The 14,214-nt window shown below is 66.9% G+C and carries 12 protein-coding genes; 7 read left to right on the top strand and 5 right to left on the bottom strand.

The window, feature by feature from the left end:
- Positions 1-34: 34 nt before the first annotated feature.
- A complete protein-coding gene (locus KBY71_RS05615; RefSeq protein WP_254927977.1) occupies positions 35-1,309 on the bottom strand; it encodes an MFS transporter in 1,275 nt (424 codons plus the stop codon).
- A 51-nt stretch (positions 1,310-1,360) separates the two neighbouring features.
- Here KBY71_RS05615 and KBY71_RS05610 point away from each other — a divergent pair, with 51 nt between their 5' ends.
- A complete protein-coding gene (locus tag KBY71_RS05610; protein ID WP_254927976.1) occupies positions 1,361-1,999 on the top strand; it encodes a DsbA family protein in 639 nt (212 codons plus the stop codon).
- Positions 1,996-4,197, top strand: a complete 2,202-nt coding sequence (locus tag KBY71_RS05605; protein WP_261354655.1) for a bifunctional diguanylate cyclase/phosphodiesterase — start codon at positions 1,996-1,998, stop codon at positions 4,195-4,197. Before KBY71_RS05610 ends, KBY71_RS05605 begins: the two co-directional genes overlap by 4 nt.
- Here KBY71_RS05605 and KBY71_RS05600 read toward each other — a convergent pair.
- Positions 4,170-4,451 carry a hypothetical protein gene (locus tag KBY71_RS05600; protein ID WP_254927975.1) on the bottom strand — a complete coding sequence of 94 codons (282 nt, stop codon included), beginning with the start codon at positions 4,449-4,451 and terminating at the stop codon, positions 4,170-4,172. The genes KBY71_RS05605 and KBY71_RS05600 overlap by 28 nt on opposite strands.
- 140 nt (positions 4,452-4,591) lie before the next feature.
- Between KBY71_RS05600 and KBY71_RS05595 the strand changes: the two genes are divergently transcribed.
- From KBY71_RS05595 to KBY71_RS05580, 4 genes are all read left to right on the top strand, one after another.
- Complete coding sequence (locus tag KBY71_RS05595; protein ID WP_254927974.1) at positions 4,592-4,843, top strand: hypothetical protein; 252 nt, start codon at positions 4,592-4,594, stop codon at positions 4,841-4,843.
- A 115-nt stretch (positions 4,844-4,958) separates the two neighbouring features.
- Complete coding sequence (locus tag KBY71_RS05590; RefSeq protein ID WP_254927973.1) at positions 4,959-5,651, top strand: CbiX/SirB N-terminal domain-containing protein; 693 nt, start codon at positions 4,959-4,961, stop codon at positions 5,649-5,651.
- The gene (gene cobA, locus KBY71_RS05585) at positions 5,648-6,436 is read left to right on the top strand and encodes a uroporphyrinogen-III C-methyltransferase (RefSeq protein ID WP_254927972.1); all 789 of its coding nucleotides are present in this window, start codon (positions 5,648-5,650) and stop codon (positions 6,434-6,436) included. Before KBY71_RS05590 ends, cobA begins: the two co-directional genes overlap by 4 nt.
- A gap of 178 nt (positions 6,437-6,614) precedes the next feature.
- Complete coding sequence (locus KBY71_RS05580) at positions 6,615-7,091, top strand: redox protein (RefSeq protein ID WP_254928001.1); 477 nt, start codon at positions 6,615-6,617, stop codon at positions 7,089-7,091.
- Between the two features lie 12 nt (positions 7,092-7,103).
- On the opposite strand, the gene KBY71_RS05575 is transcribed toward KBY71_RS05580, so the two are convergent.
- The 3 genes from KBY71_RS05575 to KBY71_RS05565 form a co-directional block, all read right to left on the bottom strand.
- Positions 7,104-9,164 carry a transglutaminase family protein gene (locus tag KBY71_RS05575; protein WP_254927971.1) on the bottom strand — a complete coding sequence of 687 codons (2,061 nt, stop codon included), beginning with the start codon at positions 9,162-9,164 and terminating at the stop codon, positions 7,104-7,106.
- 98 nt (positions 9,165-9,262) lie between these two features.
- Positions 9,263-11,125 carry a sensor domain-containing phosphodiesterase gene (locus KBY71_RS05570; protein WP_254927970.1) on the bottom strand — a complete coding sequence of 621 codons (1,863 nt, stop codon included), beginning with the start codon at positions 11,123-11,125 and terminating at the stop codon, positions 9,263-9,265.
- Between the two features lie 31 nt (positions 11,126-11,156).
- Positions 11,157-12,956, bottom strand: a complete 1,800-nt coding sequence (locus tag KBY71_RS05565) for a GGDEF domain-containing protein (protein WP_254927969.1) — start codon at positions 12,954-12,956, stop codon at positions 11,157-11,159.
- Positions 12,957-13,114: 158 nt separating this feature from the next.
- Here KBY71_RS05565 and KBY71_RS05560 point away from each other — a divergent pair, with 158 nt between their 5' ends.
- The gene (locus KBY71_RS05560) at positions 13,115-14,125 is read left to right on the top strand and encodes an ABC transporter substrate-binding protein (RefSeq protein WP_254927968.1); all 1,011 of its coding nucleotides are present in this window, start codon (positions 13,115-13,117) and stop codon (positions 14,123-14,125) included.
- Positions 14,126-14,214: the final 89 nt, after the last annotated feature.

The raw sequence follows: 14,214 nt of genomic DNA, 5'->3' as shown, positions 1-14,214 counted from the left end.
CGCCTGACCTTTCGTTATTGGCAAGGTAGCAATTTCAACTGTCGGACCCGTGTATCCCTGCTGTCATCGCCTCCGCTGTGGGCGTGGGCAGGCCACCGGCCACCAGCAGGGCTACGCCCACCAGCAGGGTGATGCCCAGCCAGAAGGGGCTTTGGCGACCGGTGGTTTCGTAGGCCAGGCCCGCCAGGGGTGGCCCCAGAAAACTGCCCAGGCTCTGCAGCCCCTGCAGGCTGCCCAGGGCCGCACCCTGGCCCTCGCTGTCGAGCCGGCGTGACACCAGGCTGCGCAGGCAGGGGGTGACCAGGCCCGTGCCCAGGGCCAGGATCGCCACGGCGCTGAACACCACCGGCTGGGCATTGGCCCGGGTGGCCATGGGGATCAGCAGGCAGCCGGCGATCACGAAGCCGAGGCCCGCCAGGGTGAGGCGCCATTCGCCGAACCGCTTCACCAGCGGACCGATCAGGCCGCCCTGCACCACGGTGGCCACCACGCCCACCACCAGGAAGGCCGCGGCGGCCAGGCCGGGCCCCCAGTTGAAGGCCTGCTTGAAATAGAGCACCAGCACGGCGGTGAAGCCGTTGAAGGCGAGGAAGAACAGGAAGAAGGCCACGCACAGGCGCCGCACCTGGGGGTTGGTGAACACCCGCTGCAGGGCGCTGAACGGGTTGAGATCCCGCTTGCGGGGCATGGCGCGGCGGGCGCTCACCGGGTGGGTTTCCGGCAGCACGGTGAGCACCAGCACCAGGTTGAGCACGGCGATGGCCACCGCCACCAGCAGCGGCAGGGTGACGTTCAGGCGGCCGAGCAGGCCACCGAGCGCGGGGCCGAGGATGAAGCCCAGGCCGAAGGCCACACCGATCAGACCAAAGGCCTTGGCCCGCTTCTCCGGCGGGGAGATGTCGGCCAGCACGGCGCTGGCGGTGGCGGCGGTGCCGCCGCTCACCCCGTCGATCAGCCGGGCTCCGAAGAGCAGGGCCAGGGGTAGCCCGGCCGCCTGGGCAGCGGGCCAGAGGGTGGCCCAGGGCAGGCTGATGGTGAGGGCAAACAGGGCCAGGCCCAGCACCGAACCCGCCACGCAGATGCTGATCACCGGCTTGCGGCCGAAGCGGTCGCTGAGGGCACCGATCAGGGGAGTGAAGGCGAACTGGGCGATGGCGTAGCTGCCTGCCAGCAGGCCCAGCACCCGGCCGTCGTTGGTGAACCCCGCCAGCAGAAAGGGCAGCAGCGGAAACACGATGCTCTCGCCCAGCCGGTCGTTGAGCAGGGTGAGGAAGGCGCAGAAGAAGGTGGAGGGGCGACTCCAGCGCATGGGGCAAGCCTCAGGGCACTGCCTACAGTTGAACCCATCAGCTGCTCCGATGTGTCAGCCCAGCCGCAGGACCTGCCGCCGGAACTGCAGAGCAGCCGGATCGTGGTGATCTCAGATTTCAACTGTCCCTACTGCTTCACCCTCAACGAGTGGCTGAATCAGCTGGGGGTGGCGGAGCGGGTGTACTGGGTGGGGGTGGAGCACAAATCCCACCTGCCGTTTGAGTTTTCCGCCACCAACCAGCCGGACGATCACACCACCCTGCTCAAGGAGGTGGCCGACGTGCAGCGCCGCGCTCCAGAGGTGGAGGTTCAGCTGCCGCCGGTGTGGGTGAATTCCCGCCAGGCGCTGCTGCTGCAGGCCGCCGTGGAAGCCGATGAACCCGCCCTGGCGGCGCCCCTGCGCACGGCGATCTTTCGCTCCTTCTGGCGCGATCAACGCAACATCGCCAACGCCCAAGAGCTTCACCACTGCCAGCAGGTGGCCGGGGTTGGGCCCGATCCGGAGCGCTTTCTCGACCCCGAGGCCCTCGATCGGCTCAGCACCTGGTGGCGTCAGGAGCTCGACCGCATTCCCTGCATGCTCGCCCCCACCGGCGCGCGCCACCTGGGGCTGCAGGACCGGGCGGCCGTTGAGGCCTTTGTGCTGGGGGCCCTGCACGATCCCCCCGCCGGTCCGGCCTGCCGATGAGCGCCCCCTCTGCCGAGGATCGGCAGCGCCTGGAGCGGGAGATCCGGCGGCTGCGCCATGAACTCCAGGAGGCGGTGCATGCCTTGCCCCATCTGCGCCAGATGGTGCAGTTCAGCGGCGACCTGCTGATTCTGGCCGGGGCTGGTGGGCGGATCCTGGAGGCCAATGGCCGTCTGGCCGAGGCCCTAGGGGTGCCCCAGCACGCGCTCTACGGCCAGCCGCTGCAGCAGTGGATGCCCAACCCTGGCCAGGTTCGCCTGCTGGAGGAGCGGCTGGCGGCCACGGCCGACCCTGTGCCGCTGCGGATGGAGCTGGACCTGCAGCCCTTGCAGGGGGAGCCGTTGGCCCTGGAGCTCGAAGCCCACCCGCTGCTCCAGCAGGGCGAAGCCCGCTGGACCCTGGCGCTGCGCGACATCGGCATGCGCCGGCAGCTGGAAAGCAGCGAAACGGCCCGTCAGGTGCAGGCCAGCCTGCTCGCCTCGCTGGGCAGCAGTGAGGCCCGCTATCGGGCGTTGGTGTCCCAGCTGGCGGATGGTCTCGGCCAGATCGATTCGGGCACCCGGCTGCTGTTCGCCAATCCCGCTCTGCATCGCATCCTGGCGGTGGCGGAAGGGGAGCTGCAGGGCCGTCGGCTGCTGGAGTTCCTCACGCCCCAGGCGCGGGGGGCCTTCGAGCAGATCTGGGGAGCCGTGCTGGCCGGCCAGGAGCGTCGGATCACCCTGCCGCTGCTGGCGGCCGACGGCAGGGCGCATCAGGTGGAGATGACCCTGCAGCCTCCCTCCCCGGGGGAAACGGAGCCAGGCTCCACCTCGGCCGTGGGCCTTTGGGTCCGCGATGTCACCGACCTGACCCGCGCCCTCGACGAGCTGACTGCCCTCGCCTTTCACGACCCTTTGACGGGTCTGGTCAACCTGGAAGGCTGCCGTCGGGAGTTGGAGCGCCGTTTGGCCCAGGCCGGGGTCCGTTCGTGGCTGGTGCTCTGGCTCGACCTCGATGGCTTCCGCCGGGTTAACCACAGCTTCGGGCGGGAGGTGGGCGACGCCTTGCTGCAGGCCGTGGCCCACGCCTTGCGGGCCTGGGCAGGGCCCTCCGATCTGCTGGCACGACTCGGTGGGGATGAGTTTGCGGTGGTGCGGGAGCTTCCAGGCCCTGCCGATGATCCGGTGGCCCTGGGCCGCCAGGCCGAAGCGGTGCTGGGGGAGCTGCGGGGTGCCCTCAGCCAGCTGCCGGTTGGGGAGGAGATGGCTCCGATGGCCCTGGGCTTCAGTGCCGGCTACAGCCTGGCGCCGCTCCATGGCGAGCAGGTTGAAGCGCTGTTGCAGGGGGCGGCCACGGCCCTCAGCCGCGCCCGTGAGGTGGCCCCCGGCACCGCCCTTCCCTACGAGCTCAAATACACCACGCGCCTGCGCCGGGAGATGGCGCTGGAGTCGCGCTTGCATCGGGCCGTGGGCGATGGGGCGTTGCGGTTGGTGTATCAGCCCCAAGTCGACGGCAGTGGGGGTTTTCTGGGTGCGGAGGCGTTGCTGCGCTGGGACGACCCGATCCTTGGAGCCGTACCTCCAGCGCGGTTTGTGGCCCTGGCTGAGCGCACCAACCTGATCCATCCCCTGGGTCAGTGGGTGCTGGAGGAAGCCTGCCGGCAGCTGCGTGCCTGGCTGGATGCGGGCCTCCAGATCCCCCGGCTGGCGGTGAATCTCTCGCCGCGCCAGTTTGAGCTCACCCTGCCGCTCCTGGTTGATCAGGTGGCTGCCCTGTTGGCGCGCCATCGCCTGCCAGCGGGGTTGCTGGAGTTGGAGATCACCGAAACCTGCATCCTGCCGGCGGCGGGCGTGACCGCCCAGGTGCAGGACCTGGCGGCCCTGGGCGTGCGGCTCGCCCTCGATGACTTCGGCACCGGGTATTCCTCCCTGTCGGTGCTGAATCGCCTGCCTCTGCACAAGTTGAAGATCGATCGCAGCTTCATCCAGCACCTGGAAACCAGTGACTCCGCCCGCACGATTGTGCGGACCGCCCTCGCCATGGGTCGGGGCCTGGGCCTGGAGACCCTGGCGGAGGGCTTGGAAACGGCCGGCCAGCTGGCGGTGCTGGAGGCGTTGGGCTGCGATGCCTACCAGGGGTACTGGTTCAGCCATCCTCTCGAGGTGGAGGCCTTTGCGGCGCTGCTAGGTGCTCAGCTCGCCGGCAGCACGGAGAAGTGATGCACCACCGGTCCCTTGCGTTGTTCCGGCCGACCGTCCATGCCCCCTGGAAGATCGATCTGGGGCATCAGGGTGGCTGCAGCCCAGCTGTCGTATTGCGCTTGTCCCTCCCACAGGGACACGATCATGAGACCGCCTTCCACCTCAGCGACCGTGCGCAGCAGCTGGGCCTGAGGTTGCTCCTTGCCCTCCAGCTGGGCCAGTTCCACCTGGAATTGCTCCAGCGTCGCCCCGGGCCAAAAATTCGCCACCATGTGCATGGCCAGGTCTCCAGCGGTTGTTCTGCCCGATGAATCTGGCAGGGGCGCTTGGGTTCTGCCCAGACGGGTGCTTGTACTCACCCTGCTCACGAAACGGCGCTCTTAGCGTGGGGGAAGCCTGTTGAGGAGATGAGATGACGACCTGCAACGTACCTTCCACCGCCGTTCCCGCCGCCACCGCGGTTACCGCTGCCACGGAGGCCCTGCATCAGCTCAAGGAGCTTGCCCAGCGTGATCCGCTCTTTGCGGCTGCCCTGATGGCCACGGGTTCCACCGAAGAGGCCGTTCTCGTGGCCCAGAGACACGGGATCACGCTGAGCCCGGAGGCCCTCTGGCGCCATCGGGGCACCCTGATGACCGGCGGATTGCCCACTTGGCGGGGGTGATCGCGTCGGCCACGCGGGGTGGTGGTGTTAAGAACACCAGTGGGAAGGATCCACCGGTTGCCGACCCCACACACCTCGCGAGCCGATCGCCCTGGCCCCTGTGGAGCCCCAACCGATGCCGGAGCTGCGGAGCCATCCTGCGCTGGGTGCCAAACCCTGGCTGGCCCAGCGCCTCAGCCGTCGCCTCGCGGCGACCCCCGCCCAGCCCCTGTTGCTGGTGGTGCATGGCCGTAGCGGGGGTGAACTGCCCGATGCGTTGCAGGCCCTGGCCGCGGAGCTGGAGCAGCGGCGTGGGGCACCCGTGCGCTTCCAACTCCTCACCGCGGCCGCGCCACCCCCTGCCGACCAGCTGCTGCGCCCCGGCCAGGGCCTCACCCTGGTGCCCCTGCTGCTGCTGCCCGGGGGGCATGTGCGCCATGACCTGCCGGCGATCGTGCGCCACTGGCAGCGCCACACGCGGGTGCGGCGCTTCTCCTTTTTGGGGGCCTGGCCTGTCTGGCAGCGGGCTCTGGCCGCGGAGCTGGCGCTGCTGCCCCAGCCCCTGCTGCTGCACCATCCCCTCGAGGGTGAGGTGGCTCCGCGCTATTGCCGGGCCCTGGAGCGCCGCATTGGTGCCCGTTGCCTGGCCACTCCATACAGTGCAGAACATCTTGCGGAGCTGCAGCTGACCCTCACGGCGCCGGCCCTGCCCCTCGCCCTGGCGGCCAACCGACTCACCGACAGCCTGGCCGCCCGGGTGGGTCCACCGCTGCTGGAGCGACCGCGTTTTCAGCTGCTGCTGCTGACGGAACTGGAGGCCCTGCCATGAGCGACAGCGCCGCCCTCGGCACCGTGTATCTGGTGGGCGCCGGCCCGGGTGATCCCGAGCTGCTCACCCTCAAGGCCCATCGGCTGCTGCGCCAGTGCGATGCCCTCGTGTACGACTCCCTGGTGCCGAAGGCGCTGCTGGATCTGGTGCCGGCCGGCTGTGAGTGCCATTTCGTGGGCAAGCGACGTGGCCACCACTCGGTGCCCCAGCCCAGCACCAATGCGGTGCTGGTGGAGCTGGCCAGCCGCCACCGGCTGATCGTGCGGCTCAAGGGCGGCGATCCCTTTCTGTTTGGCCGCGGCGGGGAAGAGGCGGCCCATCTTGCGGCCCGGGGCGTGCCGGTGCAGGTGGTGCCCGGGGTCACCGCCGGCATTGCCGCGCCCGCCTATGCGGGCATTCCGGTGACCCACCGCCGCGCCGGCTCCAGCGTCACCTTCGTGACGGGTCACGAGGAGATCGACAAGGGCCGGCCCGGGGTGGACTGGCGCGGCCTGGCCCAGACCAGTGATGGCCTGGTGATCTACATGGGCCTGCACAACCTGCGCCGCATTGCCGAGGAGCTGATGGCGGGGGGGCTGGCCCCCGACACGCCCGCGGCCGTGATCCAGCAGGGCACGGTGCGGGGCCAGCGGCAGCTGATCAGCGTGCTGGCCGAGCTGGCCGATCGGGCGGAGGAGCAGGGCTTTGCTTCGCCCTCGATCGTGGTGCTGGGTGAGGTGGTGGCCCAGCGGGTGCCCAGTTGTGCCCCCGAACCCGCGGATGCGGAGATGCCGATTCCCTTCTGAAGCCAGCGGCTCGCCCCAATCGGTGCGGCCAAACCACCTGGGGAACTGGTCTGCGGAAACCGGGATTGGGTAGTGGATGCAACGTCTCTCTCCGGGGGCGCTGCGGTCTAGTGGGCCATTGCTTCCGCCCCCGTCCGTGCCCCTTCCCATGGCCGCCCCTCCCCTGCAGCAGGCGCCGATGTTTGAGCTGATTCCCTACGAGAAGTTTCGCGATACCCCGGCTGTTCGCTTCTTTGACATCACCGTTGCCAGCTCCAACGCCCGCGACCTGGTGATCCACGCCGGCCCAGCGGTGAGTCCCCCCGATGAGGAGAGCACCGGCGCCTGGCAGTTCTATCTGCACCCCCACCAGGAGGACAACCTGCTGGCCCTGCACGGCGGCCGCACCTTCTACCTGGTGAACTTCGGCTGGAATTACCCGTATCACATTGTTCGGCTGGATACGGGCGGCGACATCCTGCGCATTCCCCCCGGCACCTTCCACCGCTCGGTGTCCGATCCCGATGGTTCGGTGGTGCTCAACCAGGCCGTGCGGGAGGACGGGGCCAGCGTGGTGCGCGAATTCCGCGTCTACAACAGCCGCCTGATCCCGCGCCTGTTTGCCACCACCTTCAAGACGGCGCCGCTGCCCAAGCTGCACGGGGTGAGCTGGTAGGTCGGCCGAGCCCTAGAGCCGCAGGTCCAGGCAGCAGGCCCCCGGGCTCGCTCCCCGCAGGGAGTCTCCCGCAGCCAGGGCTGGCCCCGGCGGGAGCTCGAGGAAGCCTTCTGCTTCCGTGTTGAGCAGCCAGCTCCGCCCCCCGGCAGCTTCGCCGTGGGGCACCAGATCCAGCTGCAGGGGCACGTGGGCGGGCAGGCACGGATGGAGGCAGGGGAACAGGGCGTCCTGCCGGTAGCGCACCGCCACCGGTTGTTCGGACCCGTGATCACCGGGCAGGGGCCGCCCCTGCAGCCGCAGGGTGTAGCGCTGGTGCAGAGCGGGATTGGCCACCACTTCGAAGCGCCGCAGGGAGCTGTCCACAAAGCGGCTGGTGGTGCCCCCTTCCTCCGGGGTGTCGCAGAGCAGGGGCCAGGGTTCCAGGGCCTGGCGGATCACCAGGCTGGCCCCGTCCTGGTGCCAGTCGAGCAGGGCCGGAAAGCGCCAGGTCCAGATGGCCCGAAAGGGTTCCGCCTCCAGGGGCAGTCCATCGCTGGCCAGGTCGGCCAGCACCCGCTCCAGGTCGGCCCAGAGCTGGCTGGGCAGAAGGGCCCGGTCGTGGAGGCTGGCTCCCCAGTCGTGCAGCTGCCGGGGCCGGTGGTCTGGGTTCAGCAGATGGGCGGCCAGGGCGCGCCACAACAGGGCCACCGCCGCGGTCCAGTGGTGGTGGGGCAGGGATTCCAGGGCGCGGAACTCCAGCAGCCCCTGGCAGCCGGCGGTCCAGGCCGGGTTCCAGAACTTGTCGAGGCTGATCTCGCTGCGGTGGCTGTTGCCGCTGCGGTCGGCATGCAGGTGGCGCAGGGTTTCGCTGATCGCCACCCGCTGATCGCCGGCCGCGAGCTGCTCGAGGGCCCGGTGGGCCAGCTCCAGATCCAGCAGGCTGGCGGACCCCTCATCGGGGCGAGGGGCCTGAGAGGCCGGCCCGACGCTGCGGCCGCTGAACAGGTAGGCCAGGCTCGGGTGGTGCTGCCAGTAGCGCAGGATCCCCACCAGCCAGGCGGGTCGGCTGAAGAAGGGATTGCGCTCCAGATCGGGACCACCCCAGAGCAGATGGTTGCCGCCGCCGGTGCCCTCGGCCCGCTCGCCCTGTTGTTTCCAGGAGCGCAGGCCCACGGCCGCGCCGGCCTGCTCCAGCACGGCGATCCAGTCGGCGTACTCCTGCCAGCTGTGGCACACCGGCAGGTTCACCTCCAGCACCCCGGGATCGGCGGTGAGCCCCAGCACCTGCCAGTGGCCGGTCGTGTCCAGCGGCAACACGCCACTGAGCTCCGGCAGCGCCCAGCCGGTGCTGTGGAGGGCGAGGCGGCCCAGCAGCAGCTCCAGGGGCCGGCGGGGCAGGGGTGGCAGAAACACCCCCCAGCCGCTGGGGCTGCACTCCAGGGTGAGCACTTGGCGCAGGGCGCCTGCGGGGAAGTGCTGCAGCGGCAGCCGCAACCCTGCCGGCCCTGGGGCCGGCAGCAGCTGGCGCAAGGGGTCGTCCAAGTCCCAGGTGAGGGTTTGCCAGTGGCCCTCTCCGGTGGTGCTGCCCTCCTCCTCCTGCCAGGAAAGGGGCACGGCCCACACCCGGTGCTCGGCTTGCAGGGGATCCTGCAGGGGCAGGGGCTGGAGCGGGCAGTTCAGGTCAGCGCCGAGGGCTTCGAGCAGCTGCTTGGCTTCGGCGCTCGTGGGAGGTGGCGCGGTTGAGGGGTCGCTCGCTCCTGGAGCCAGCTGGGGCCAGTGCACCAGTGGCTGGCCCTGGCTGCCGGTGATCAGCCGCAGCACCCAGCGGGGATTCACCTCGCCGTCGTAGCGCTTGCCGGGGCAGTGGAGCAGGGTGCTGCCGGGCCAGGCCCGCTGCTGCAGTTGCCGGGCCAGGGCGTGGGCGTAGGCCAGCTTGGTGGGGCCATCGGCGCTCACCGTCCACTCGGCACCTTCTGGCTGCAGCGGCACCAGGGTGGGTTCGCCCCCCATCGTGAGCGCGATGCTTGCCTCTTGGAGGCGCTGCTCCACAGCTGCGGCAGTGGTGGTGGCTGCGGCGGTGGCGGAAATCGGCATGACACCGTTGGGGCCTCTGGGTGCTGTCATCGCGCAGTTCATGGCGGAGCGCAGCACCAATGGCTACCGACAGAAGGGCTACCGACCGCCAGAGGGGCCTAACGGGCTTGGGCCAGGTAGTCGCAGGTGGCCTGCACCGACATCGGCCGGCTGAACAGGAAGCCCTGGCCCTGGCTGTAGCCGTTCTCCAGCAACCAGGTGCGCTGGTTTTCCGTTTCCACGCCCTCCGCGGTGGTGTCCAGGCCCAGATCCGCACACAGAGACTGAATGGTTTTCAGCATCTGGTTGCTGGGGCTGAGTGGGTCGTTGATGCGGTGCACGAAGCTGGAATCCACCTTCACGGTGCGCACCGGGTAGTGGTGCAGTCGGCTCAGGGAGGAGTAGCCGGTGCCGAAATCGTCGATGGCGATCGACACGCCCTGGCGGCGCAGGGTGTTGAGGAAGGCCCCCAGTTCCGACCCGTTGTCTTGGAGGTAGTCCTCCACCAGCTCCACCTGTAGGTGCCACCCAGGGGGCAAGGGTGTGGTGCGGATCAGCTGCAGCAGGCGATTGCGCAGGGCCTCGTTTTCCAGCAGCAGGGCTGAGAGGTTCACGGAGAGCTGGAGGGGCCGTGCCGGGGCGGCGGCGGCCAGCTGCTGGCTGGCCTGGAGTGCCTTGAGAATGATTTGCAGATCGAGCTCCCCACTGAGGCCGGCCAGGTGGGAGATGGGCAGAAAGGCATCGGGCAGCAGGACCTCGCTGGACTCGGTGCGCCAACGCATCAAGCACTCCAGGCCCACCAGATCCCCCGTGGCCAGATCAACGATCGGTTGCAGGTACGGGATGATCTCGTTGCGGCGGATGGTGCGGCGCAGGTCGGTTTCGATCTGGTAATGCTGCTGGACGGCCAGGCGAGAGGACAGATCGATGAACTTGAACGTGCTGCTCGTGGAGCGATCGGTGATGGCAATGCGTTGGGCAATGCTGGCGTCAGAGAGTAGGGAATCAGGGTCTTTGTAGTTGTTTTTGAAGACCACAATCCCCGCGCCTATATTAAGCTCTAGATCGCGATTATTCAGTCTCAGTGGCTTTTCAAGGCTGGCCACACAGTTTTCAATGATGGCCGTGATGCTGGCTTCTTCGGAGAGGTGGGGCAGCACGATGATCACCTCGTTTTCGGAGAAGCGAGTGAGAGTTGCCTGGGGAGGTAGGCAGCTGCGCAGCCGCTCCAGACCCGTTTGCACCAGGCTCTCGGCCGCGGCGGCCCCCAGGGTGGCGCTGATGCGGGAATACTCCTTGAACTTGCAGCGGGCCAGGGCAAAGCAAGGGGGCTGATCCAGTTCAAACATCAGCGTCAGCATCTGCATCAGCTGGTCCCGATCCATCACCAGGTTGATGTCGCTCAGCAGCTGAATCTCGGGGCTGGCGGACCCGGTTTCGCTGTTTTGGTTCAGGAGGGCTTGTTCTGCTGATTGCAGCAGATGGGCTTCACGCCTCAGTTCCATCTGGCTCACCACCTGGCGGGCCAGCCGTTCCATCGAGGTGATCTGCTGGGGGGTGAGGCTTCTGGGCTCAACGTCGATGGCGCAGAGGCTGCCCAGCACCATGCCGTTGGCGGCGATCAGGGGGAAGCCGGCATAGAAGCGAATCCGCGGCGGCTCTTTGACGAGGGGATTGTCACAGAAGCGATCATCCTCTAAGGCATCCGGGATGATCAGGGGTTTGCGCTGAACAATCGTATGCCCGCAAAATGAGATATTGCGGGGTGTTTCTTGGGGCGCATCCTCGAGCCCTACGCAGGATTTGAACCACTGTCGATTTTCATCCACCAGGCTGATAACGCCAATTTTGGTGCCGGTGATGTCCTGCACAAGATGGGTGATGTCATCGAAGATGTCCTCCGGTGAGGTGTCGAGCACGCCATAGCTGCGCAGCTCCTTGAGTCGAGCCAGGTCCTCTTCGGGGATGGGGGCTTCCAGCACCGGCCGCAGCCATCAGGGATCTGGCCTCAAGTTAGCCCGGTTGCTGAGGTCTGGGGATGTCCTGTTCTGTGGCGATGCCTGATGTTGCCTGTTTGCGGGCTATCCGCAGGGCCTCATCCGCGCGGGCCAGCAGGGTATCCGGTTTCTGGTCTTTCCCTGTGAGGCTGCTGATCCCGATCGAGATACTGGTTGGCACATGGCCGTGCTGGTCGGTGAGCTCGAGCTCGCTCACCAGGGCCCGCAGTTCGGTGGCCATCTCCTGGGCAGCGCTGCCATCACAGTCGGTGGCGATCACCACGAATTCATCACCCCCGCTGCGAAAAAAGTGATCGGTGATCCGGAGGCGCAGTCGCACAGCACTGGCCACCCGTTTGAGCACCTGATCGCCGGTTTCATGGCCAAACCGGTCGTTGATCGTCGTCAGTCCATCCACATCCAGGCTGAGGCAGCTGAGCGGTTCGCCCGTGCGTCGGGACCGATGGCATTCCTCCTTCAACCGTTGGAACAGGGCGGCCCGGTTGCCACAGCCGGTGAGCACGTCGCTGGTGTTGAGCTGTTCCAGTTCATCCCGGGAGCGCCGCAGGGCGAGGTTGGTCTCCTGAAGGTCGTGGGTGAGCTGGCGCACCTGCTGAATTCGCTGGTTCACCAGTTGCACCATCATGCGCAGCTCCAGGATCAGGGAGGGAGCCAGGGTGGCGATGCCGTCGGTGTTGGCCAGCAGGGGGCGCAACACGGCGTTGACCTCCCGTTCGAACAGGGTTCCCAGGGCCATGCTGGCGACCGTTCCCAACACCAGCATCAGCAGCACCACTCCCAGCAGGTAGGCGCTTTGGTTCTGCATGCGTTTCACCAGGGTGGCGGCAGGCTGAACCACCTGAATCAGCACCGATTCTTGGCTGCTGCTCCTGTGGAGCTGGCTGTAACTCCAGTAGCCGTTGATCCACTTCTTCAGCATGGGCAACGGTTGCCTGGAAATCAGCACCGACAGCTCACGGGGATGGACATAGGCCCGTCCTCCGTCGGTGAATGTTTTATCCAGCCGTGCGAAAAGTTCGGGATCTGAGCTGATGCTCTTGCCGTTGGCTTCAATGCGCCGGTAGGTGATGGTGCCTCCGGGGATGTCCGTCAGTGGTCGGGAGGCGGCCACGGCTTGATTGACCACTTTGAGGTTGTCCAGCTCGGCCTGCTGAACCGCCAGCTCCAACTGGTAACCGGAGGCCATTGTGATCAACAGGGTGGGAATGGTGGTGGTGACCAGCACCAGCCCCACAATCACACCGCGTAGGGAGATGCCGTTGCCCAGACCTTTGCGGTTCTGAATGGCGCTGATCAACACATACAGCACAAAGGCAATCGTGGTATTGAGAATCCCGTTGAAGCTTTGCTTCAGGGCCGTGACGGCAATATTGGTGGCGTCAATTTTCAGCAAGAGACCATAAAACAGCGCCACCAGGGGGCTGCCCAGCACGATCCAGTAGCTGATGGCCAGTGGAATGATGGCGCCGGTGCTCATGTCAATGGAGCGGCGGCCCAGCTGCCGCAATCCCAGGGTGAGCCAGGCCAGTTCGGCGGTGAAGATCACCACCGCCCAGGGATGGCCCCAGAGCTTCCAGGTCACCAGGCTGGCGATGCACCCCATTGGGATGCACCAACCCGTGCGCCAGAGCAGCAGCGCCAGGATTGGCAAGGTGGAGCCCAGCAGCACCTGAATGCCGTAGAAGAGCGGCAGGGGCTGGAAGTTGAGCAGCACCGCCAGTCCCGTGAACAGGGCCAGTACAAGGGCCTGCTGGCGGGAGGGTGTGGTCGCGGAGGGAGCAGGGATGGGAACCATGGCCGCAAGGTAGGGGTAGCCAGCTGGCGTTGACCCAACTATGAAGTTTTCGGGATCAATCGTGGCCGGGCTTTCGCTAGCTGGCGCATTCGACCATTCTTGATTGCCTCTCTGCCGTGATGGGCGGCGTAGCTATCCCAACAGCTCTCGTGATTCCGATGACGCTGCTTTCGATCCATCGGCGGTTGGGGCGCCCGCTTTCGGTTGCACTTGTGATGGCCGTGGGTCTGTTGAGCCTGGCCGGCTGCAGCCCGAGGCGCCACGAGGTGAGCGTGCCCGTCTCGAGTTGGCCGGGCTATGAATATTTTTTTCTGGCCCAGCAGAAGGGCCTGGCTGAGCGCTACAACCTGAAGCTCACCACAGCCCAGTTTTCCGATCCCCAGGAGATTGTGCACGCCTATCTGCGTGGTGAGATCCCGATGGCCCAGCTCACCACCGTCGAACTGGTGGACATCTGTGGACGGGCTCCCGAGCGGTGTCCGGAGGTGGTGCTGATTCTGGATGAATCTCGGGGGGCCGATCTCCTCGCGGCCCGTCGAGACGTGGGGTCTGTCAAAGCCTTGGCCGGTAAGACCATCGGCATGACCTTCTCCACGCTTGGTCCTTACTTTGTGAGCCGGGCGTTGCAGCGCTCCGGGCTGACGTTGGATCAGGTGGTGATTCGGAATATGCCTCTGGCGGAGATGTCCGAGGCCCTCGCCAAGGGCCATGTGGACGCGGTGGCATTTTTCCCGCCCTTCAGCGACGCCGCGCTCCGGGCTGGACATTCCAGAGTGCTCTTCGACAGCCGTCAGATTCCGGGTGAGATCTTTGATGTTCTGGTTGTAGAATCTGCTTATCTCAAGCAGAATTTTCATGCCATCATGAAGCTGCTAAAAACCTGGCAAGATGCCCATCGCTATGCCCATCGCTATGCCCGAGCTCATGCTCCTGAGGCCGCAGTAGTGATGGCGCGGCGCCAGAATGTGAGCGTGGAAGAATTTCAAGCGGCCGAACGGGGATTGGTTTACTTTTCCCTGGCAGAGCAGAGGGCCTTGTTGGCCCCTGGTGGGCTGATGGAACGCAACCTCAAGGCGGTTCAGCAGGTGCAGCAACGGCTGAAGCTGGTGCGCCCCGACGCCCCCCTGCCCCAGGTCAATGCCGCCTTGGTTCAGGAGGCTCTGCGATGACCCTGTGGCGATCGCCCTCTCGCCAGCAAGGCCTGGCTTGCCTGGCGGGTTTAGCCCTGGTGGTGGCTGGGGTGGGGTCCTGGCGCCTG

Source organism: Cyanobium sp. T1B-Tous (genome assembly GCF_024345475.1).
GTDB lineage: Bacteria > Cyanobacteriota > Cyanobacteriia > PCC-6307 > Cyanobiaceae > Cyanobium_A.
The sequence above is the reverse complement of the archived record's forward strand: the minus strand, read 5'-3'. Positions and strand labels throughout refer to the sequence as shown.

What these genes read in the sequence shown, in the direction of transcription:
- KBY71_RS05580 (WP_254928001.1), top strand. Translation starts at nt 6,615, where the DNA reads ATGTTTGAGCTGATTCCCTACGAGAAGTTTCGCGATACCCCGGCTGTT.
- KBY71_RS05615 (WP_254927977.1), bottom strand. Translation starts at nt 1,309, where the DNA reads ATGCGCTGGAGTCGCCCCTCCACCTTCTTCTGCGCCTTCCTCACCCTG.
- KBY71_RS05560 (WP_254927968.1), top strand. Translation starts at nt 13,115, where the DNA reads ATGACGCTGCTTTCGATCCATCGGCGGTTGGGGCGCCCGCTTTCGGTT.
- KBY71_RS05575 (WP_254927971.1), bottom strand. Translation starts at nt 9,164, where the DNA reads ATGCCGATTTCCGCCACCGCCGCAGCCACCACCACTGCCGCAGCTGTG.
- KBY71_RS05590 (WP_254927973.1), top strand. Translation starts at nt 4,959, where the DNA reads ATGCCGGAGCTGCGGAGCCATCCTGCGCTGGGTGCCAAACCCTGGCTG.
- cobA (WP_254927972.1), top strand. Translation starts at nt 5,648, where the DNA reads ATGAGCGACAGCGCCGCCCTCGGCACCGTGTATCTGGTGGGCGCCGGC.
- KBY71_RS05600 (WP_254927975.1), bottom strand. Translation starts at nt 4,451, where the DNA reads ATGGTGGCGAATTTTTGGCCCGGGGCGACGCTGGAGCAATTCCAGGTG.
- KBY71_RS05595 (WP_254927974.1), top strand. Translation starts at nt 4,592, where the DNA reads ATGACGACCTGCAACGTACCTTCCACCGCCGTTCCCGCCGCCACCGCG.
- KBY71_RS05605 (WP_261354655.1), top strand. Translation starts at nt 1,996, where the DNA reads ATGAGCGCCCCCTCTGCCGAGGATCGGCAGCGCCTGGAGCGGGAGATC.
- KBY71_RS05565 (WP_254927969.1), bottom strand. Translation starts at nt 12,956, where the DNA reads ATGGTTCCCATCCCTGCTCCCTCCGCGACCACACCCTCCCGCCAGCAG.